Below are 18,496 nucleotides of genomic sequence, written 5' to 3' on the forward strand. Positions count from 1 at the left end.
GCTCAGGCGGTCTCGGACTTCCCGGCGTCGCCGGCCGTCCGGATCTCGCCGCAGATCTCCTCGATGCGGCCGAGGACCTTGCTGCGCAGATCGTCCGGCGCCTGCTCGCAGCCGCACGACTTGCTCACGAGCTTCTTGACGGCCTCCTCCAGCCCGTACTCGCGCAGGCAGGGCCCGCACTCGTCGAGGTGGTCGCGCACCTCGCCGCAGCCCCCCTGGTCGAGCTCGCCGTCAAGATAGGTGTAGATCCGCGCGAGCACCTCGTCGCACGGCGTCTCGTGGTGGTTGCCACAACTCATGGCTCACTCACCCTCCTCAAGCACCGCGTGGGCGGGCGCGGTGTCCGACATGTCTCCTGGCTCCGCGCGGCGGGCGCTCTCCCGGCTCATGCGGGGCCCCTGCTCGCGCGCGTGAGACCGCGGTCGCGGGCGTAGTCCTCCAACATGCCGCGCAGCTGCCGGCGGCCCCGGTGCAGGCGCGACATCACGGTGCCGATGGGCGTGCCCATGATCTCGGCGATCTCCTTGTAGGCGAAGCCCTCGACGTCGGCGAGGTAGACCGCGATGCGGAACTCCTCGGGCAACTCCTGCAACGCCCGCTTCACGTCCGAGTCGGGCAGGTGCTCCAGCGCCTCGGCCTCGGCGGACTTCAGCCCGCTGGAGGTGTGCGACTCGGCACGGGCGAGCTGCCAGTCCTCGATCTCCTCGGTGGCGGCCTGCTGGGGCTGGCGCTGCCTCTTACGGTAGGAGTTGATGAACGTGTTGGTCAGGATGCGGTAAAGCCACGCCTTGAGGTTGGTGCCTTCCTTGAACTGGTGGAAGGACGCGAACGCCTTGGCGAAGGTCTCCTGAACGAGATCCTCGGCGTCCGCCGGGTTGCGCGTCATGCGCAGCGCGGCCGAATACAACTGGTCCAAGAACGGGAGCACGTCGCGCTGGAACCGCTCCTGGCGCTGCTCCACGGTCTCCGTGGTGCCCGGTACCTGACCCACCCCCTTGACTGTGGCGACGCCGGCGGCGTCGTACCCCACAGACGATATCGGTCCGCGCGGCCTGCTCACGCGGGCGGGGGCCTTCGCGTCGCCGGGCGGCGCCGCCATCTCGGCGCTCCGCCTGAGATCGGCAACGGCTGTGGTCATCAGTCGCACCTCCGCTGTACTGGTGTTTGTGAGACGGTGCAACGCCGGGGCGCCCCCGCCGATTCCCTGACCGGGGGCGGCTTGCAAAAGGGTTTCCGGAAGTTTTCCCGCGGGCCGGGGATGACCGACCCTGACCTGTACGGAGGGTGATGACCGGGGCCAGACGGGGAAAGAAGTCACATACATGGCGAGAACAGGAGCAAACCGTTGCTACCGGTGCCGGCGCGACCTCCCGAGCCCACCATCGCCAGCCTGCGCGACGCCCCCTCGGAGGGGGCCGGGGACTCGCTGGCGAGCTACTGGACGTTCTACTGGGCGGTGGCGGAAGCCCAGCTCACACGCTGGTTGCCGCGCCGCCCGGCACGAGTGCTGGACATCTCCGGCGACCGCGGCCGCAGCGCGCGGCGGGCCGCCGGGGCCGGCCACTCCGTCCTGGAGGTCCGGGACCCCATGCTGGAACGCCCCGGCTCCGGTGGGCGCGTGGCGTCCGGTAACGGGCACCGTCAGCAGGGAAACGGACAGTCCGCAAGGGGACGCAGCGCAACCGTCGTGGCCGGCGATTCCGGTGCCCTCCCGTTCGTCGCCGACGCCTCCATGGACGCCGTCATCGCCGAGAACCGCGTCCTGTCCCGCCATCTCGCCACCGAGGCGACGGTCACCGAGATCGCCCGCGTCCTGCGTCCCGGGGGCCGTGTCCTGCTGTGCGTCGACTCCCTGACGCTCGGCATGGCCCTGTTGGCCGAGCAGAACTACTGGGCCCATCTGTCGGACGTCCCGTCCGCCGAGGTCGTCCTCGTCCCCTGGCCGGACGGGACGATCACCCGCTGCTTCTGGGCCGACCAACTGCGCGAACTCCTCACCGAGGCCGGCCTGGAAGTGGAGTGGATCAGACCCCGCACCGTCCTGTCCCCCTCAGCCGTGGAGCACGTCCTCTCCTCGTCCCCCCGAGCCCTCCCCCGCCTGGTCCGCACCGAGCTCAACGCCCCGCCGGCCGACGACTCCCTGGGGATCCACCTACTCGCCAGCGCCAGAAGGATCACCCAAGACCCCTGACCCCCACGACCGCAGCACCGCCAAAGGTAGTAACCCCAAGCGCCAACGACCTCCCATGGCGATCGCGTCCGAAGGCAGGTGCGAGCGGAGCGAGAACCTGATCGCGAAGCGAGCCCCCTAGGGCGAGTCGAAAGCGATGCAGCGATCGCCGCAGTACCCGCCGAAGGAAGGGCCGCCAGGCCCGACCGCCAAGGGCACTGCAATTAAGAACAGCTATTCACACAGCTCCTGGCAGGGGAGGCAGCGGGCGGCGTCGGGGCGGGCTTCCAGGCGGCCTTCGGGGACGGGGCCGCCGCAGCCGAGGCAGCGGCCGTAGGTACCGGCGGCGATGCGGGCGAGGGCCGCCGTCACGGCGTCGCGGTGGCGTTCCAGGGATTCGAGGGCGGCCTCGACCCGGTCGCTGTCGGTGAGGCCGGAGCCGGCGTCGGCGGCGGAGCCGTCCCGGCCGGGGTGCTCGCTCCGGAGGATCGCTATGGAGCGATCCAAGCCGTCGACCATGGCCTCAAGGCGGGAGCGGGCGGCGTCGGTGTCCACGGTGGTCCGGGCTCCTCCCGGGCGGTCCCTGGCGGGGGGCTCACTTCCGGCCGCTGGGGGACGGCGGTCAGAACAGGGCGTCGGAATCGTTGCCGAGACTATCCCCGTTCGTCGATGGTTCTATGAGTTGTGGCCCGTTGTTTTTCACGTTGTTGACCGCCTTTGACACGGGGTAGGCCTCCATCGTCCCGGCCATGGCGGGGACGAGCAGGCCGCGCACCTCCTCGACGTCAGTCAGCGCGGGGTCGAGCCAGGCCTGCCAGCGGTCGGGCTCGACCACCATCGGCATCCGGTCGTGGATGCGGCCGAGGTCGTCGGGCGCGTCGGTGGTGATGACCGTGCAGGTCCACACCCATTCGTCAGCGGGGTTCTTCCACAGCTCGTAGAGGCCGGCGATGGCCATGAGCGCGTCGTCCTTGGGGTGGATGAAGAACGGCTGCTTCTGCGGTTTCTTGCTCTTCTTCTCGGCGGGCTCGTCCTGGCCCTGGAGGGTGTACCACTCGAAGTAGCCGTCGGCGGGGAGCAGGCAGCGGCGCTTGGCGAACGCGCGGCGGTAGGACGGCTTCTCGTGCGCCGTCTCGACCCGGGCGTTGATCATGCGGGAGCCGATGGACAGATCCTTGGCCCAGGACGGTACGAGGCCCCACCGCAACGTCCGCAGCTGGCGGACGGCGGCCTCCTCCTCGGGGGCGTCCTTGGGGCGCCGGGTGAGGACGGCGGGGACCTGTTTGGTGGGGGCGACGTTGTAGTCGGGCTCGATGTCCCCGTCGACGGCGTCGAACTGGACCTGGAACTCGTCCAGCAGCTCCTGACGCGCCCGGGTGGTGGCATAGCGACCGCACATGCCTCCATCCTGCCCGCTTGAGGCGCGGCGCGGTGGGCATGTAGCGGGTCATGCGACCCATCACGACCTTGGCCCGCCCGTTCGTGGCGGCGCCGTACATCATGTCCGGCCTGGACGCGCTCCGGGATCCGCGCGGGCGGGCCGAGCAGGTCGGCCCGTCCGTCAAGCCGATCGCGGACCGGATCGAGTGGCTGCCGAAGGACCCGGAGGCGCTCGTCCGGATCGAGGGGGCGGTGAGCCTCGGTACCGGCGCGCTGCTGCTGACCGGCAGGTTCCGGCGGCTGACCACGCTGCTGCTCGCGGCGCAGCTGCTGCCCGCGCTGGCGACCGAGCACCGCTACTGGACCGAGGACGACCCGGAGCGCCGCGCGAACGAGCGGTCCCACCTGCTGAAGAACGCCGGGCTGTTCGGGGCGCTGCTCATGGTGGCGGGCGAGCCGCGGCGCGCGCCGCGGACCGCCGAACTGCGCCGGCGGGCGCGGGAGACGCAGATCAGGAGCGGCGCGGAGGCCAAGGCGCTGCGCCGCGAGGCCGCCGCGACGTTGAAGGACGCGCGGCGGGAGGCGGCGCGCCAGGTGCGGCAGGCCCGCGCCGAGGGCGCCCGGAAGGCGGCCAGGTCCGGGACGAGGGTCACGAAGGTCGCCAAGAGCGCGAAGGCGGCGCGGGCCGGCGCGGCCGGCAGAGCGGCCAAGGCGGGCAAGTCGGTCAAGGCCACGGCCAGGAAGAGCCGTGCGATGGCGGGCTCCCGGCGCTGAGGTCCGCGGCCACTTCCCGAAGACAACCTTAAAAGAGGCTCAAATCGGTTGAACCGCGCGCCGGTGCGGTCCCGTACTGCTGGCTGACCGCCCGTTCCCCCGACCTGACGGAGACGCCCGGCCATGGCAGCACCCGGATCGACCGGACGCCGGACCGGCGGGCTGCGGAGCCTTATCCGCAGGCCCGGCGGGCCCGCCCGGCCGCAGCCGAGATCGGCAGACGACGACGAGCGCATCGTCGCCGAGTTGTATCGCGATTACCATCGCCCTCTGCTGGCCTTCGTCCTGCGGCTCACCGGCGGCGACCGCCAGTGGGCCGAGGACGTGGTCCAGGAGACCATGATCCGCGCGTGGCGCAGCGCCGACCGGCTGGACGACCGCACGGCATCGCTGATGCCTTGGCTCGCCACGGTCGCCCGGCGTATCGTCATCGACAACCGGCGGTACCGGGAGGTCCGGCCGCCGGAGGTAGGCGACAGCCCCCTGGAGAACCTGCCGATGGCGGACGAGATGGACGGCCTGCTGCACAAGGTCGTCGTGGCGGAGGCGCTCGCCTCGCTCTCGCCCGCGCACCGGCAGGCACTGACCGAGACGGTATTGCGCGACCGGACGGTGAACCAGGCCGCCGAGGCGCTCGGGATCCCGGTAGGAACGGTCAAGTCCCGTGTGTACTACGCATTGCGCGCATTGCGCGTGGCCTTGGAGGAAAGGGGCGTGACGGCATGAGCTCCCAGGTCGAGCACACCGACGTCGGCGCCTATGCGCTGGGCCTTTTGGAGGACGGTGACCGCCGCGCCTTCGAGGTGCACCTCAGCGATTGCGAGTCCTGTTCGGAAGAGCTCCGGCAGATGACGGGAATGGCGCGGGCCCTTTCCGGGATCGGACCGTTCCTGGCGTCGGCGGATCAGGTGGCGGACGAGCCGCCCGACGGCCCCGACCGGCTCGACGGGGCCGGCGGCACGTCCGGGCGCCCGCCCGGGACGGTGTCGACCCTCAGCCCGCGGGAGCCGGGCGAGGAGGACCCGTCCGCCGCGGCGGCACCGGTCATCGACATGCTGCGCCGGCGACAGCGGGCCGAGCGCCGGTTTCGGCGCGGGACCTACATCATCGGGACGGTGGCGGCCGCCGCGCTGCTCGCCACCGGGGTGACCATCGGTACCTCACTCGACAACGAGAGCGTGTCCCCCGACCAGCACGCCGGGCACGGCCCGGCACAGGCCCTGGTCATCTGGGGTGAGCGCCACCAGGCCGCCAACACGGGGACGGGCGCGTCCGGCGTCGTCGGGCTGGAGAGCAAGGGCTGGGGAACACACGTCGGGCTGGAACTGCGGGGCGTCAAGGGCCCGCTGCGGTGCCATCTGGAGGCGGTGTCGCGCAACGGCGAGCGCAGCGTCGTCACCGGCTGGCAGGTCCCGCCCAAGGGGTACGGCGTGCCCGGCTCGCCCGCCCCGCTGGTGACACACGGTGGTACCGGGATCCTCCGCAAGGATCTCAGCCGCTTCGAGGTCGTGGTCGACAACGGCGGCCCGGTCCTGCTGACCATTCCACTCTGATTCCCGATCTGCGTACAAGACCGCCCGGCCCGGCATTCCTGCCGCGCCGGGCGGTTTTATCGTCATTAATGGCACGCTCCATTGAACGGTCGGACAAAAAGTTTTCGATCCCGCTGAACCCTGTGCGGGCCGCCGTCCGTGCGACTGGTTGAAAGGGAAACAACGTTCCGCACAGCCGAAGTGGCGGACAATCCTAGAGACCAGGGATAATTCCATGTCCATTCGTAGAATCGCTCTTCCGGCGCTCGCCGCCGCCGCTTTCATCGCCGCGGGCGCGGGCGTGGCGGGCGCCACCGGGATGGCCGGATTCGCCGGAGCCCAGGCCGGGACGGCCGCCGGGCCGAAGGGCGAGGTGACCTTTCTGGCCGCGAGCCTGAACGGCCGCAACGAGGTGCCGACGCAGGGCGGCCCGGCCGTCGGAGACCAGGACGGCAAGGCCCTTGCCGTGCTGCGGATCCAGGGGGACCGCCTCTGGTACGCGCTGCGCTGGCAGAACATCGCGGCCCCGACCGCCGGGCACATCCACCTGGGCGCCGCCGGGACGAACGGCGCGGTCAAGGTGCCGTTCTTCGCCGGGGCGTTGCCGGGCTCGGCCAGGGCCGTGACGGGCACCGTCAAGATCACCGACAAGGCCACCCTCGACCAGCTCCGCAAGGACCCGGGCGGCCTCTACGCCAACCTGCACACCGGTGAGTTCCCCGGCGGGGCCGTGCGGGGCCAGTTGCACAAGCTGAGCCGGCCCGCCGACCTCAACGGGGTCCTCAACGGCGGCTCGCCCTCGACGCTACAGTCCATCGCGGACGGTGCGCAGGAGATCCCGGCGCCGGACGGCAAGCCGACCGGCGACCCCGACGGCCGCGCGACCGGGCTCGCCCGCCCCCACGACGGGACGCTGGCGTGGAACCTCACCTGGTCGTCCATCGCGCCACCGACCCTCGGCCACATCCACCGCGGCGCCCGGGGCGCCAACGGCCCGGTCGTGGCGGACCTGTTCGCCGCGCCGTCCGGGCTCCCGGCCTCGGTGACCGGCATCGCCGGCACATCGCAGATCGCACCCGACCTCGCGCGGCAGATCGCGCACGCCCCGGGCGGCTTCTACACCAACCTGCACACCGCCGAGTTCCCCGGCGGCGCGGTGCGCGGCCAGCTCGCCCCCGCCCCCGGCCGCACGCCCCGCGCGTTCACCAAGGCCGTCGTCGAAGGCGTGCAGATCTACCGCTGCACCCCCCAGCCGTCCGGCGGCAACGCCTTCACCCAGGACGGCGTCGCCGCGGTGCTGGAGGACTCCATCCGCCACTCGTTCGTCAAGCCCGGTCCGACCGGCCCGCCGCAGTGGATCGCCGCCGACGGCAGCGCCGTGACGGGCAAGGCCGTGACCAAGACCCCGAACGGCCCCGGCAACATCCCCGAGCTGGTCCTGGACGCGACCCAGACCGGCACGCAGGGCGGCCTGCTGTCGAGCACGACGCAGATCCTGCGGCTGAACACGGTCGGCGGCGTCGCCCCGGACGGCGCCTGCGACCCGGCCACGCGGCCCGTCGCCCGTGTCCCCTACAAGGCCGACTACCTCTTCATCGGCTGATCTTCACAACCCTCCGTCCGACCGGGGCCGCTAGCCTTGCGGGTATGTCCGTACCGCACTGGCCGGCCCCGGTCGCACGCGTCCCCATCGACGCCACCGTGCCGCTGCCCGGCTCGAAGTCGATGACGAACCGGGCGCTGGTCCTCGCCGCGCTGGCCGAGGACCCCACCCGCATCAGCCGCCCCCTGCACAGCAGGGACACCGAGCTGATGGCCGCGGCGCTGCGCGCCCTGGGTGCCGGGGTCGGCGAAGACGGAACCGGCGGAGAGCACGCCGACTGGCAGGTCCTCCCGGCCGATCTGACCGGCCCGGCCCGGGTGGATGTGGGCCTCGCCGGCACCGTGATGCGGTTCCTGCCGCCGGTCGCGGCGCTCGCGTCCGGCGAGGTCGCGATCGACGGCGACCCGCGCGCCCGCGAGCGGCCGATGGGCCCGATCATCTCCGCGCTGCGGGCGCTCGGCGCCACCATCGACGACGACGGGCGTGGCGCGCTCCCCTTCACCGTGCGGGGGACGGGCGCGGTGCCGGGCGGGCCGGTCACGATCGACGCGTCCGGGTCGTCGCAGCTGGTGTCCGGGCTGCTGCTGGCCGCGCCGCGCTTCGAGAAGGGCGTGGAGGTCCGGCACGAGGGACCGCCGGTCCCGTCGGCGCCGCACCTGGCGATGACCGTCCAGATGCTGCGGGACGCCGGCGCCGCGGTCGAGACCGGCGAGGACGTGTGGCACGTCGCGCCGGGGCCGATCCGGAGCCGCGAGTGGCGCATCGAGCCCGATCTGTCCAATGCCGCGCAGTTCCTCGGCGCCGCGCTGGTGACGGGCGGCCGGGTGACCGTCCCCGGCTGGCCTGCCGAGACGACGCAGCCGGGTGACGCGTTGCGCGGGCTGCTCGCCGACATGGGCGCCGAGGTCGCCCTGGGCCCGGACGGCCTGACCGTGCGCGGCCCCGGCGGGTTCTGCGGGCTGAACGCCGACCTGCACGAGGTCGGGGAGCTGACGCCGGTGCTGGCAGCGCTCGCCGCGCTCGCCGACTCGCCGTCCCGGCTGACCGGGATCGCGCACCTGCGCGGCCACGAGACCGACCGGCTGGCAGCGCTCGTCACCGAGATCAACGCACTGGGCGGCGACGCACGCGAACTGCCCGACGGCCTGGAGATCCGGCCGAGGCCGCTGCGCGGCGGCGTCTTCCACACCTACGACGACCACCGGATGGTCATGGCCGCGGCCCTGCTGGGGCTGGCGGTTCCCGGTGTGGAGGTGGAGAATCCGGCCACCGTGGGCAAGACTCTTCCGAACTTCACGCGGTTGTGGGCGTCGATGCTGGCGCCCGCCTGAGACAGGGGTTGGACCACTGGCACGACGAGCACGCGACTACGACGAGGACGACGTCCGGGTGCGCCCCGGGCGTCGCGGGTCACGTCCGCGGACCCGCCGCCGCCCGGCGCACGAGGACGCCTCGCCGGGGCTGGTCACCGCCGTGGACCGCGGCCGCTACCGCTGCCTCGTGGCCGCCGGGACCCCCGGGGAACGCGCCGTCACCGCCATGCGGGCCCGCGAGCTCGGCCGCAAGGGCGTGGTCGTCGGTGACCATGTCGCACTGGTCGGGGACGTGACGGGCGACACCGACACCCTCGCCCGGATCGTCCGGGTGGAGCCCCGGACGTCGTCGCTGCGCCGCACCGCCGACGACACCGACCCGTTCGAGCGGATCATCGTCGCGAACGCCGACCGGCTCGTGATCGTCACGGCGCTCGCCGACCCCGAGCCCCGCCCCCGCATGATCGACCGGCAGCTCGTCGCCGCCTTCGACGCCGGCATGGACCCGCTGCTCTGCCTCACCAAGGCCGATCTCGCCGACCCCGCCGGGCTGGTCTCCGAGTACGCGCCGATCGGCGTCCCCTACGTCGTGACCCGACGCGGCGGTGACCTGGAGGGGCTGCGTGAGCACCTGACCGGGCACACCAGCGTGCTCGTCGGCCACTCCGGCGTGGGGAAGTCCACCCTGGTCAACGCGCTGGTTCCGGATGCCGAGCGCGCGGTCAGCCACGTCAACGCCGTCACCGGGCGCGGCCGGCACACCTCGTCCTCGGCCATCGCGCTGGAACTGCCCGGCGGGGACGGCTGGATCATCGACACCCCGGGCGTGCGGAGCTTCGGGCTGGCGCACGTCAAGCCGGAGAACGTCGTCCGCGCGTTCGACGACCTCGCCGAGGGTGCGGAGGAGCGCTGCCCGCCGCACTGCGACCACCTCCAGGACGACTGCGGCCTGGACGGCTGGGTCAAGGACGGCCGTGCCAGCCGCGCACGCCTGGACTCCCTGCGCCGCCTGCTCTCCAGCCGCGAGGGCGAAGCCGAGTAGTCGGGCATGTCGCGACGTTTCGGAAAACGTTCCGCGCGCCGCGCTGAGCCGAAACAATGACCGCATGGAACGGCGAGCGGTGCTCAGGGCGGCGGCGCTGGGCGGTCTGGCCGCGGCCGGGTGCTCCGACGAGGACCGGCCGCCGCCCACGCGGGCGACGCGTCCCGCCGCCGGGCGCCCCGGAGCCACCGTCACCCCGGCTGACTGGAACGCGCTGCCCAAGCACCTCACAGGCAGGCTCGTCCGTCCCGGCGACGCCTCCTATTCCGACGCGCGCCGCCTCTACATCCCCCGATATGACGGCATCCGGCCGCTGGGGATCGCCTACTGCGCGTCCCCCGGCGACGTGAGCACGTGCCTGGCGTTCGCGGCCAAGAACCGGGTGCCGGTGGCCGTGCGCTGCGGCGGGCACAGCTACGCGGGCTGGTCCACGGGTACGGGCCTGGTCATCGACGTCTCCGCGATGAGCACGGTGACGCCGGACGGGGACCGCGCGACCGTCGGCGCGGGAACCCGGCTGATCGATCTGTACGACCGGCTCGCACGCGAGGGCGTGAGCGTCCCGGCGGGAAGCTGCCCCACGGTCGGGGTGGCCGGGCTGACACTGGGCGGCGGCCTCGGCGTCACGTCCCGCGCGTACGGGCTCACCTGCGACGTCCTGGAGTCGATCGACGTCGTCACCGCGGACGGGCGGATCCGGACCTGCGACGCGAACCGCGACCGCGACCTGTTCTGGGCGTGCCGGGGCGGGGGCGGCGGGAACTTCGGGGTCGCGGTCTCGTTCGCGTTCCGCACGCACCGGGTCGGCGATGTCACGCCGTTCTCCCTGCGCTGGCCCTGGTCACGGGCGTCGGAGGTGGTCCGCGGCTGGCAGCGGTGGGCCCCGTCGGCCCCCGACGGGGTCTGGACGAGCCTCCAGCTCAACAGCCGTCCGTCCGAGGGCGTCCCGAGCGTCGAGGTCTCCGGGGTCGCGCTCGACGACGCCGGACCGTACCTGGACCGGCTGACCGCCGCGACCGGTGTCGACCCCGGCACGTCCAGCGCGCGGACCCGCACCTACATGGACGCGATGAAGTTCATGGGTGGCTGCGCCGGAAGCACCGTCGACCAGTGCCATGGGCAGGGCTCGCTCCCCGGCCAGCGGCCCGGCGGCACCTTCCCGAGGACGGACTACAACGGCAAGTCGCATGTCGCGTACCGCCCGTTGCCGGACGTCGCCATCGGCGCGCTCCTGCGGCGCTTCGAGCAGGGCAACGACGTCGGCGACAGGTCCGTCCTGATGGACGCGATGGGCGGGGCGATCGGGCGGATCCGTCCGGGCGACACGGCGTTCCCGCACCGGGCGGCGCTGTTCTGCGTCCAGTACCTCGCGCCGGACAATGCCTGGCTGGACGGGACGCACCGGGCGATGGAGCCGTACCTCGGCGGCACCGCCTACGTGAACTACGTCGACAGCGGGCTGAAGGGCTGGGCACGCGCCTACTACGGCGCCAACCTCGAACGGCTCGCGAAGACGAAGGCGGCCTACGACCCCGGCCACCTGTTCACCTTCCCGCAGGCGATCAGCTAGCCGGCGGGGCTCGCACGGCGCCCGGGGTCCGCCCTAGCCGCCTGCCGGCTCACCGAACAGGGTGCGGGCCCGGGCCTCGGCCTCGTTCAACGCCTTGACATGCTCGGGCGCCAGCTCCTCGACACACCGGGTCATCTCTTCGGTGACCTGGCTGAACGCGCTCTCCTCCGCGCCCCGCAGCGCCGCCCGAACGCTCGCCGATCGGGCGCCCAGCGCGGCCCACTCCAGCTCCAGCCGGGCGACCGCCTCGTCGAACGCGCGAGCCGTCTCGGCTCCCGCGTCCTTGAGTTCGCCGGGGATCGGGCCCCGGCCCGCCTTCCTGGCGTGGCTCGACAGCGTGGAGATGCGGCTGGCCAACGACAGGCCCTCGCGGGCCAGCGGCAGCACCTCGTGGATGAGGTCCGTCACGGCCTTGGCCAGTTCCTCGACGCGGGTGAGCAGCGTCTGCGTCGCCTCCTCCAGCGCCGCCGACGTCCGCGCGGCGACCCGCTCGGCCACGTCCTGCTGCTGCCTGGACAGTGCGGGCACGATGTCGCTGTCGAGCCGGCGCCGCAGCTCCCGCTCGCGGGCGCCCCGGTCGCCCGGCCCGGCGCGCTCGGCCCAGTCGGCCCACACCCGCTCGATGCGCTCCTCCCCGGAGGCGGCGATCTCCGCCGTGATCTCCTCCAGGGCCTCGCCCGCGCGGGCTTTCAATCGTTCCACCCGGCCGTAGAGGGCCTCGCGCTTGAACGGGTCGTTGAGCTCGTTGAGCTGCGCCTGCAATCGACGGGAGACATCGATGGCGTGCTCGGCCAGGGGGACGAGGCGGTCGGCGAGCTCGTCGAGCGTCTGGGCCCGGCGTGGGTCGGTCAGCTCGGCCACCCACCCGGGAAGGTCGTGCGCCATGCGCCCCATGCTGCCATCTCACCGCCCCGGGAACGGTCCGCAACGCCTCGGCGCGCCCTAACCGGGACGACCGAAAAGCCGGAACCGCATGGGTAAGTGTGTCGGCGCCCCGCGTGATCAGGGTAGCGTTGCACGCCGTGGCGGGCTATTCCGATGACCTGCGTCTCGCGCATGTGCTGGCGGACGGGGCCGACGACATCACGACCAGGCGTTTCCGTGCGCTCGATCTAGAGATCGAGACCAAGCCGGACCTGACGCCGGTCAGCGACGCCGACCGCAGCGTGGAGGAGCAGATCCGCGGCACGCTGAAGCGGGCCCGCCCACGCGACGCGGTGGTGGGCGAGGAGTTCGGCAAGACCGGCTACGGGAACCGCTGCTGGATCATCGACCCGATCGACGCCACGAAGAACTTCGTCCGCGGCGTCCCTGTTTGGGCGACGCTCATCGCGCTGATGGAGAACGACCAGATCGTCGTGGGCGTCGTGTCGGCGCCGGCTCTGAACCGCCGCTGGTGGGCGGCGCGCGGCGGCGGCTCCTGGACGGGCCGCAGCCTGACCCGCGCGACCAGGATGAACGTCTCCGCCGTCTCGGACCTGTCGGACGCGTCGATGTCGTTCTCCAGCCTGAGCGGCTGGGAGGAGCAGGGCCGCCTCGCCCGGTTCCTGGACCTGACCCGTGAGGTGTGGCGGACCCGGGCATTCGGCGACTTCTGGTCGCACATGATGGTCGCCGAGGGTGCGATCGACATCTCCGCCGAGCCCGAGGTGTCCCTGTGGGATCTCGCCGCGCTCCAGGTCATCGTGGAGGAGGCCGGCGGAATGTTCACCGACCTGTCCGGCGTGCCCGGCCCGGACGGCGGCAGCGTGGTGTGCACCAACGGCAAGCTGCACGCCGACGTCCTGCGCACCCTGGGCGGCGGCCAGCTCTCCCTCCGTATCTGACATCCCCGGCACGATCACCGGGGGCTAACGGGTTTTGCGTACGCGATATATCGTGGATTGACAGGCGGTCCCGGAACCACGACCTCACGGCGGCCGTTGACCTGGTGAGAGCCTCGGAGGTGCAGGGATGGGAAAGAAAGTCGTCTACGTCATCGGCGGTGTGGTGGTCTCGATCATCGCCCTCAACGTCCTCGGTCCCCTGATCGCCCTGCTCATCGTGCTGGGACTCGTGGCCCTCCCCGTCGTCGCCTACATGATGCTGGACCCGTCCCAGCGGAAGCGGGTGCGCGCGCAGGGCCGCAAGCGCCTCGGGAGTTGATCTCCCCGTAGGGTGCGGGGTGTGGCGGAGACAAGGATCGGTGTTGTCGGCGCGGGCATCCTCGGGCTGGCCATCGCGCGCCGGCTGACCGAGAGCCGACCGGACGTGAAGGTGACGGTCCTCGACAAGGAGGACCGCGTCGCGGCCCACCAGACGGGCCACAACAGCGGCGTCGCGCACGCCGGTCTGTACTACGCGCCGGGCTCGCTGAAGGCGACGCTGTGCCGCCGGGGTATCGGACTCCTGAAGGAATACTGTGCGGACCGGAACCTCCCCTACGAGGAATGCGGCAAGATCGTCATCGCCCGGAACGCCGCCGAGACGGGCCCGCTGGAGGAGATCGAGCGCCGCGCGACGGCCAACGGCGTCCCGGGTCTGCGGCGGCTGACGGCCACCGAGCTCCGCGAGATCGAGCCGCACGCCACCGGGGTGGCCGCCCTGCACTCCCCGACCACGGCGATCGTCGACTTCCCGGCGGTGGCCCGCGCGTTCGCCGACGACGTCGCCAAGGGCGGCGGCGAGGTCAGGCTGGGCTTCGAGGTCGTCCGGCTCGGCAGAAGAGGCGAAACGGTCACCGTCGCCTCCCGCTCCGAGGAGCTCGTCTTCGACCGCCTCGTGGTGTGCGCGGGCCTGCACTCCGACCGCGTGGCACGCATGGCGGGCGACTCCCCCGCCCCCGCGATCATCCCGTTCCGCGGCGAGTACTACCGCCTCGTCCCCGACCGGACGGACCTGGTCCGGGGCCTCATCTATCCGGTCCCCGACCCCCGCTACCCCTTCCTCGGCGTCCATTTCACCCGCCGCGTGGACGGCGGCGTCGACGTCGGTCCGAACGCCGTCCTGGCCCTGGCTAGGGAGGGATACCGGCGACGCGACATCCACCCGGCGGACGTGTGGGAAACCCTCCGCTGGCCAGGCTTCCGCCACCTGGCCCGCCGCCACTGGCGCACCGGGGTCCGGGAACTGTACGGCTCGGCCGTCCGTCGCGCCTTCGTGGCCGAGGCCAGGGCGTTCGTCCCGGACCTGACGGTCGCCGACGTCGTCCCCGCCCCCGCCGGGGTCCGCGCCCAGGCGGTGGACCCCGACGGCTCCCTGGTGGACGATTTCCGCATCGGACGCCGCGGCCCGGTCACGACGCTGCGCAACGCGCCGTCCCCGGCCGCGACGTCCTCCCTGGCGATCGCCGAGCACGTCACCGCGAACCTGTGACGATCACCTCAGCCGTTCGACGAACGACTCTCCCCCCGCCTGAACCACGGACAGGATCGTCGTCGTGCCGGGCACGTTCCGCATGTTGCTGACGAACACCCGGTCCTCGGAACCCCGCACCGGCCCCTCCGCCGACGTCCACTCACCGGCGTTGTAGCGGAGGTACTTGGACCGGCCGACTCCGTTGCTGGTGCCGAGCCAGACGCCGCCGCGGCCATCGGAGGCCAGATGCGGTTCGTAGTCGAGCCACTCGGGCACCGGAATGTTCTCCCACTCGCCGCCGCTCCAGCGGAGCAGCGTCTGGTGGTTGGGCACGGCGCCGCCCCGGCGGTAGGCCCATGCGCGGCGGGGCCCGAGGGGCAGGATCTCTGTGATCTCGTGGGCGCCGTCGGTCGGCGGGGTGTTCGGGATCTTCGTCCAGTTCCGGCCGTCCCACCGCAGGGTGTACGGCCGGCTACTGAAGGTCTTTACGGCAACCCAGATATCGCGGGACGAGCCCACGGACACGAGCTTGGGCTCGTCCAAACGGTCCAGCGGCAGCGTCTGCCGAGCCCAGGCCCCCTTCTCGAAGCGTAGGACCGGATAGTCCTGCTCCCGGTAGTTCTCCATGACCGCCCAGGCCGTCGTGCCGGGCGCAGCCGACAGCGACTCACCACCCCGCTGGAGCGGGCGCTCCACCTCGTTCCACCGCGTCCCGTCCCAGTGGGAGGCCGATCCCCAGTCGGTTCGCAGCGTCCAGGCACTGCGGGGCCCCGACGCCGCGAACAGGTTCCCGCCGACACCGAACGTTGCCGGCAGCACGGACCGCGTCCAACCGTGTCCCCTCCACCTCAGCAGGAGCGCCCCTTCGAGCCCGGTCTCCGCCCCGAGCAACCAGATGTCGCGCGGGCCGGTCGCGGCGAGCTGCCCCAGCGTCTGCGGGGCCGCGGGCTCGGGCAGCGGAACGTTCCGCCACATGGGAACGGCCGCTGCCGCCGGACGGGCGAGAGGCAACGACAGCGCAGCGGCGGCGCCGGTTAACAGTGCGGTACGGCGGCTGATGGGACCAGTGGTCATCCGGACTCCTGAAGCGGGGATGGGCGACGGTCGCAGCCAAGAAGACAAGATCCCCCGCCTCCCCGCAATGCTCACGACCGGATGCGGGCAGTCACCTCCCGCACCACCACCACTGTCCGAACCCGGCCGGTTTGACCAGCCCGAACCCGCGCACGCCGTAACCCCAGGAACCAACAACCACCACGTTGCGATCGCGTGCGAAGCCAGGTGTGAGCGGAGCGAGAACCTGATCGCGAAGCGAGCCCCCTAGGGCGAGTCGAAAGCGATGCAGCGATCGCCGCAGTGCCCGCCGAAGGAAGGGCCCCCAAGGCCCGACGCCAAGGGAACTGCAATCAACACAGCGATCGCGTGCGAAGCCAGGTGCGAGCGGAGCGAGAACCTGATCGCGAAGCGAGCCCCCTAGGGCGAGTCGAAAGCGATGCAGCGATCGCCGCAGTGCCCGCCGAAGGAAGGGCCCCCAGGGCCCGACCGCCAAGGGAACTGCAATCAACAAGAGCGGATCCGGGCGTCGTAGTTCTTCCTGGCCTCCGGGTCATAGTCCAGGAAGATCGTGTCCAGCCCGTACCGGCGCGAGATCGCCTGTTTGAGCCGGTCGGGGAACAGCGTGCCCAGCCGGATCTGCGCGCCGAGCCGCCTCGGGACGACAGTCTGCGGGCGCGGGCGTCCGATGAGCTGGGCGACCGCGGCGGCGACCTCCTCGGGCTCGCAGTTCGTCCCGCCCTTCGGGCTGCGCGTGCCCGCGATCAGTTCGGTGTTGGTGAAGGTCGGCAGGACGGCGCTGACGTGCACGCCCCTGCCCTGGACCTCCAGACGCGTCGCCTCGGTGAAGGCCACCACGGCGGCTTTGCTGGCGTTGTAGAGGGCCAGGCCGGGGGTGGGCAGGACGCCCGCCAGCGAGGCGATGTTGATCACGTGGCCGCGGCCGCGCGGCAGCATCCGGTCGAGGGCGAGCTTGGTGCCGAGCATCACGCCGTGCACGTTGACGTCGATACAACGGCGGGTGTCGGCGTCACTCTCCCCGGTGACCGGACCGATCGGCATGATCCCCGCGTTGTTGATCAGCACGTCCAGGCGTCCGGCCGTCCCCTCCGCTTGGTCGAGGAAGTCGGTGAACGACGCGCGGGAGACGACGTCCACGGCGAGCGCCTCCACGCCCAGGCTCGCGCCGGCCTCCCGCACGGCGGCGTCGTCGATGTCGCCGATGACGACGGTGGCGCCCCGTGCCTTCAGCGCGCGGGCGGTCGCGAGGCCGATGCCGCGCGCCGCCCCGGTGATGGCGACGACCTTGCTCACGTGTTCTCCCATCGGTCGAGCCGGACGGGCAGCCCGTCCTTCGGCGAGGGCAGGGACGTGGTGTCCAGTGGCCATTCGTACCGCGCCGGGACGCTCCAGCGGTATCGCAGCAGCATCTGATGCAGGATCGCCTTCACCTGCATGCCCGCGAAGTACAGGCCGATGCATTTGTGCGCTCCGCCGCCGAACGGCGCCCACGCGTATTTGTGGACCTTGTCCTCGCGGCGCTCGGGTCCGAATCTCTCGGGGTCGAAGCGCTCCGGGTCCGGCCAGCATTCGGCCATGTGGTGGTTGGTGAGCGTCGGGACGACGACGGTCGTGCCCTCGGGGATGTGGAAGCCGAGGATCGAGGTGTCCTTGACGACCTTGCGGGGCAGCGCCGGGACGGGCGCCACCATCCGCAGCGACTCCTTCATCACCATGTCGATGCCGGTGAGGGAGTCCAGGTCGGCGTGGTCGAGCTCGGGTCCGCCGAGCGCGAGGGACTCCTCGCGCAGCCGTTCCTGCCAGTCGGGGAACCTGGCCAGGTGGTAGGCCATCGTCGTCAGCGTGATCGTGGTGGTGTCGTGCGCCGCCATCAGCGCGAAGATCATGTGATTGACGACGTCCTCGTCGCAGAACCGGTGGCCGTCGTCGGTCTCGGCCTCGCAGAGCGCGGCGAACAGGTCGTCTCCGCCGTCGCGGCGCTTGGCGGGCAGGTGCCGGTGGAAGAACTCCTCCAGCACCTTGCGGGCCTGAAGCCCTTTGTGCCAGCGCAGCCCCGGGACGGGGAAGCGCACGTAGGCCGTGCCCGCCCGAACGGCGTCGACGAACGCGCCGTTGACGCGGCCGCGCTCGGCCCGGCTCAGCTCGACGCCCATGAACACATCCGCGGCGAGGTCCAGGGTGAGCTGTTTGACGTGGTCGTAGACCGTGAAGCCGCGGCCGGGTTCCCACGCCTCCAGCCCCCTGACGATGCCGGGCGCCATCGCGTCCATGTACGTGCGGAGCCGCGCCTGCGTGAACGCCTGCTGCATGATCCGGCGGTGGTGCAGGTGCTCGTCGAAGTCCAGCAGCATAATGCCGCGGTGGAAGAACGGGCCGATGAAGTAGCTCCAGGCGGGGCCGTTGGCGAACGCCTTGTCCCGGTTGACCAGCACGACCTCGGCGGCCTCCGGGCCTTGCACCGTGACCGTCCGCTGGCCGAGCAGCCATCCCCAGGAGACCGCGCCGTACTCGTCGTAGCGCTTGCGCGCGTAGCCGAAGGGGTTCCGCATCACCTGGAGGGTGTTGCCGATATAGGGGATGCCGGGCACGCCGGGGACGGCTTTCAGCCCGCTGCCCTCCGGCGGCGACGCGAGAACGCTCGTCATGAACCCTCCGGCCGTGCAACAGATGAGCGAATTCTGTGCTTTGTTGTAACGCAGCCG

Annotated in this window: 19 protein-coding genes; 11 read left to right on the plus strand and 8 right to left on the minus strand. The window is 71.9% G+C overall.

Features of this window, described 5'->3' with window-relative positions; genetic code table 11:
* Positions 1–2: 2 nt before the first annotated feature.
* Both rsrA and AMA02S_RS10015 read right to left on the minus strand, forming a co-directional pair.
* Complete coding sequence (gene rsrA / locus AMA02S_RS10010; protein WP_067455230.1) at positions 3–299, minus strand: mycothiol system anti-sigma-R factor; 297 nt, start codon at positions 297–299, stop codon at positions 3–5.
* Between the two features lie 86 nt (positions 300–385).
* On the minus strand, positions 386–1,138 hold the full coding sequence (locus AMA02S_RS10015; RefSeq protein ID WP_439951588.1) for a sigma-70 family RNA polymerase sigma factor: 753 nt from the start codon (positions 1,136–1,138) through the stop codon (positions 386–388).
* 216 nt (positions 1,139–1,354) lie between these two features.
* Here AMA02S_RS10015 and AMA02S_RS10020 point away from each other — a divergent pair, with 216 nt between their 5' ends.
* A complete protein-coding gene (locus AMA02S_RS10020) occupies positions 1,355–2,191 on the plus strand; it encodes a class I SAM-dependent methyltransferase (protein WP_067455233.1) in 837 nt (278 codons plus the stop codon).
* A gap of 213 nt (positions 2,192–2,404) precedes the next feature.
* Here AMA02S_RS10020 and AMA02S_RS10025 read toward each other — a convergent pair whose 3' ends face one another.
* Both AMA02S_RS10025 and AMA02S_RS10030 read right to left on the minus strand, forming a co-directional pair.
* Positions 2,405–2,725: a TraR/DksA family transcriptional regulator gene (locus AMA02S_RS10025; RefSeq protein ID WP_084264949.1), complete on the minus strand. Its 321-nt coding sequence runs from the start codon at positions 2,723–2,725 to the stop codon at positions 2,405–2,407.
* A gap of 67 nt (positions 2,726–2,792) precedes the next feature.
* Positions 2,793–3,569: an SOS response-associated peptidase gene (locus AMA02S_RS10030; RefSeq protein ID WP_067455237.1), complete on the minus strand. Its 777-nt coding sequence runs from the start codon at positions 3,567–3,569 to the stop codon at positions 2,793–2,795.
* 50 nt (positions 3,570–3,619) lie between these two features.
* Here AMA02S_RS10030 and AMA02S_RS10035 point away from each other — a divergent pair, with 50 nt between their 5' ends.
* The 7 genes from AMA02S_RS10035 (at position 3,620) to AMA02S_RS10065 (ending at position 11,384) form a co-directional block, all read left to right on the plus strand.
* Entirely contained in the window at positions 3,620–4,324 is a 705-nt protein-coding gene (locus AMA02S_RS10035) for a DoxX family membrane protein (protein ID WP_067455240.1), read from the plus strand.
* 123 nt (positions 4,325–4,447) lie between these two features.
* Positions 4,448–5,050 carry a sigma-70 family RNA polymerase sigma factor gene (locus AMA02S_RS10040; protein ID WP_084264950.1) on the plus strand — a complete coding sequence of 201 codons (603 nt, stop codon included), beginning with the start codon at positions 4,448–4,450 and terminating at the stop codon, positions 5,048–5,050.
* The gene (locus tag AMA02S_RS10045; RefSeq protein ID WP_067455241.1) at positions 5,047–5,877 is read left to right on the plus strand and encodes an anti-sigma factor family protein; all 831 of its coding nucleotides are present in this window, start codon (positions 5,047–5,049) and stop codon (positions 5,875–5,877) included. Before AMA02S_RS10040 ends, AMA02S_RS10045 begins: the two co-directional genes overlap by 4 nt.
* 214 nt (positions 5,878–6,091) lie before the next feature.
* The gene (locus tag AMA02S_RS10050) at positions 6,092–7,459 is read left to right on the plus strand and encodes a CHRD domain-containing protein (protein ID WP_067455242.1); all 1,368 of its coding nucleotides are present in this window, start codon (positions 6,092–6,094) and stop codon (positions 7,457–7,459) included.
* A gap of 44 nt (positions 7,460–7,503) precedes the next feature.
* Entirely contained in the window at positions 7,504–8,790 is a 1,287-nt protein-coding gene (gene aroA, locus AMA02S_RS10055; protein ID WP_067455243.1) for a 3-phosphoshikimate 1-carboxyvinyltransferase, read from the plus strand.
* Positions 8,791–8,848: 58 nt separating this feature from the next.
* Entirely contained in the window at positions 8,849–9,814 is a 966-nt protein-coding gene (gene rsgA / locus AMA02S_RS10060) for a ribosome small subunit-dependent GTPase A (protein WP_245667435.1), read from the plus strand.
* 64 nt (positions 9,815–9,878) lie between these two features.
* Positions 9,879–11,384 (plus strand): FAD-binding oxidoreductase, encoded by a 1,506-nt coding sequence (locus AMA02S_RS10065; protein ID WP_067455246.1) that lies wholly within the window; start codon positions 9,879–9,881, stop codon positions 11,382–11,384.
* 33 nt (positions 11,385–11,417) lie between these two features.
* On the opposite strand, the gene AMA02S_RS10070 is transcribed toward AMA02S_RS10065, so the two are convergent.
* On the minus strand, positions 11,418–12,269 hold the full coding sequence (locus tag AMA02S_RS10070) for a hypothetical protein (protein ID WP_157430489.1): 852 nt from the start codon (positions 12,267–12,269) through the stop codon (positions 11,418–11,420).
* Between the two features lie 137 nt (positions 12,270–12,406).
* On the opposite strand from AMA02S_RS10070, the gene hisN reads away from it, so the two are divergent.
* The 3 genes from hisN to lhgD all read left to right on the plus strand — a co-directional run bounded on the left by hisN (position 12,407) and on the right by lhgD (position 14,738).
* A complete protein-coding gene (gene hisN / locus AMA02S_RS10075; protein ID WP_067456886.1) occupies positions 12,407–13,210 on the plus strand; it encodes a histidinol-phosphatase in 804 nt (267 codons plus the stop codon).
* 127 nt (positions 13,211–13,337) lie between these two features.
* A complete protein-coding gene (locus AMA02S_RS10080) occupies positions 13,338–13,529 on the plus strand; it encodes a tail-anchor membrane protein (protein WP_067455251.1) in 192 nt (63 codons plus the stop codon).
* Positions 13,530–13,550: 21 nt separating this feature from the next.
* Positions 13,551–14,738, plus strand: a complete 1,188-nt coding sequence (gene lhgD / locus AMA02S_RS10085) for an L-2-hydroxyglutarate dehydrogenase (RefSeq protein ID WP_067455254.1) — start codon at positions 13,551–13,553, stop codon at positions 14,736–14,738.
* A 3-nt stretch (positions 14,739–14,741) separates the two neighbouring features.
* Here the strand turns inward: lhgD and AMA02S_RS10090 are convergent, their stop codons facing one another.
* The 3 genes from AMA02S_RS10090 to AMA02S_RS10100 form a co-directional block, all read right to left on the minus strand.
* Complete coding sequence (locus AMA02S_RS10090) at positions 14,742–15,695, minus strand: hypothetical protein (protein WP_067455257.1); 954 nt, start codon at positions 15,693–15,695, stop codon at positions 14,742–14,744.
* Positions 15,696–16,280: 585 nt separating this feature from the next.
* Positions 16,281–17,087, minus strand: a complete 807-nt coding sequence (locus tag AMA02S_RS10095; protein ID WP_218004901.1) for an SDR family oxidoreductase — start codon at positions 17,085–17,087, stop codon at positions 16,281–16,283.
* Entirely contained in the window at positions 17,084–18,439 is a 1,356-nt protein-coding gene (locus tag AMA02S_RS10100; RefSeq protein ID WP_067455263.1) for a cytochrome P450, read from the minus strand. The genes AMA02S_RS10095 and AMA02S_RS10100 overlap by 4 nt, the downstream gene beginning before the upstream one ends.
* Between the last annotated feature and the right edge of the window lie 57 nt (positions 18,440–18,496).

It is taken from the genome of Actinomadura macra NBRC 14102 (assembly GCF_001552215.1).
GTDB lineage: Bacteria > Actinomycetota > Actinomycetes > Streptosporangiales > Streptosporangiaceae > Spirillospora > Spirillospora macra.

What these genes read in the sequence shown, in the direction of transcription:
- rsrA (WP_067455230.1), bottom strand. Translation starts at nt 299, where the DNA reads ATGAGTTGTGGCAACCACCACGAGACGCCGTGCGACGAGGTGCTCGCG.
- AMA02S_RS10015 (WP_439951588.1), bottom strand. Translation starts at nt 1,138, where the DNA reads ATGACCACAGCCGTTGCCGATCTCAGGCGGAGCGCCGAGATGGCGGCG.
- AMA02S_RS10030 (WP_067455237.1), bottom strand. Translation starts at nt 3,569, where the DNA reads ATGTGCGGTCGCTATGCCACCACCCGGGCGCGTCAGGAGCTGCTGGAC.
- AMA02S_RS10035 (WP_067455240.1), top strand. Translation starts at nt 3,620, where the DNA reads ATGCGACCCATCACGACCTTGGCCCGCCCGTTCGTGGCGGCGCCGTAC.
- AMA02S_RS10040 (WP_084264950.1), top strand. Translation starts at nt 4,448, where the DNA reads ATGGCAGCACCCGGATCGACCGGACGCCGGACCGGCGGGCTGCGGAGC.
- AMA02S_RS10045 (WP_067455241.1), top strand. Translation starts at nt 5,047, where the DNA reads ATGAGCTCCCAGGTCGAGCACACCGACGTCGGCGCCTATGCGCTGGGC.
- AMA02S_RS10050 (WP_067455242.1), top strand. Translation starts at nt 6,092, where the DNA reads ATGTCCATTCGTAGAATCGCTCTTCCGGCGCTCGCCGCCGCCGCTTTC.
- aroA (WP_067455243.1), top strand. Translation starts at nt 7,504, where the DNA reads ATGTCCGTACCGCACTGGCCGGCCCCGGTCGCACGCGTCCCCATCGAC.
- AMA02S_RS10065 (WP_067455246.1), top strand. Translation starts at nt 9,879, where the DNA reads ATGGAACGGCGAGCGGTGCTCAGGGCGGCGGCGCTGGGCGGTCTGGCC.
- AMA02S_RS10070 (WP_157430489.1), bottom strand. Translation starts at nt 12,269, where the DNA reads ATGGCGCACGACCTTCCCGGGTGGGTGGCCGAGCTGACCGACCCACGC.
- AMA02S_RS10080 (WP_067455251.1), top strand. Translation starts at nt 13,338, where the DNA reads ATGGGAAAGAAAGTCGTCTACGTCATCGGCGGTGTGGTGGTCTCGATC.
- AMA02S_RS10090 (WP_067455257.1), bottom strand. Translation starts at nt 15,695, where the DNA reads ATGTGGCGGAACGTTCCGCTGCCCGAGCCCGCGGCCCCGCAGACGCTG.
- AMA02S_RS10100 (WP_067455263.1), bottom strand. Translation starts at nt 18,439, where the DNA reads ATGACGAGCGTTCTCGCGTCGCCGCCGGAGGGCAGCGGGCTGAAAGCC.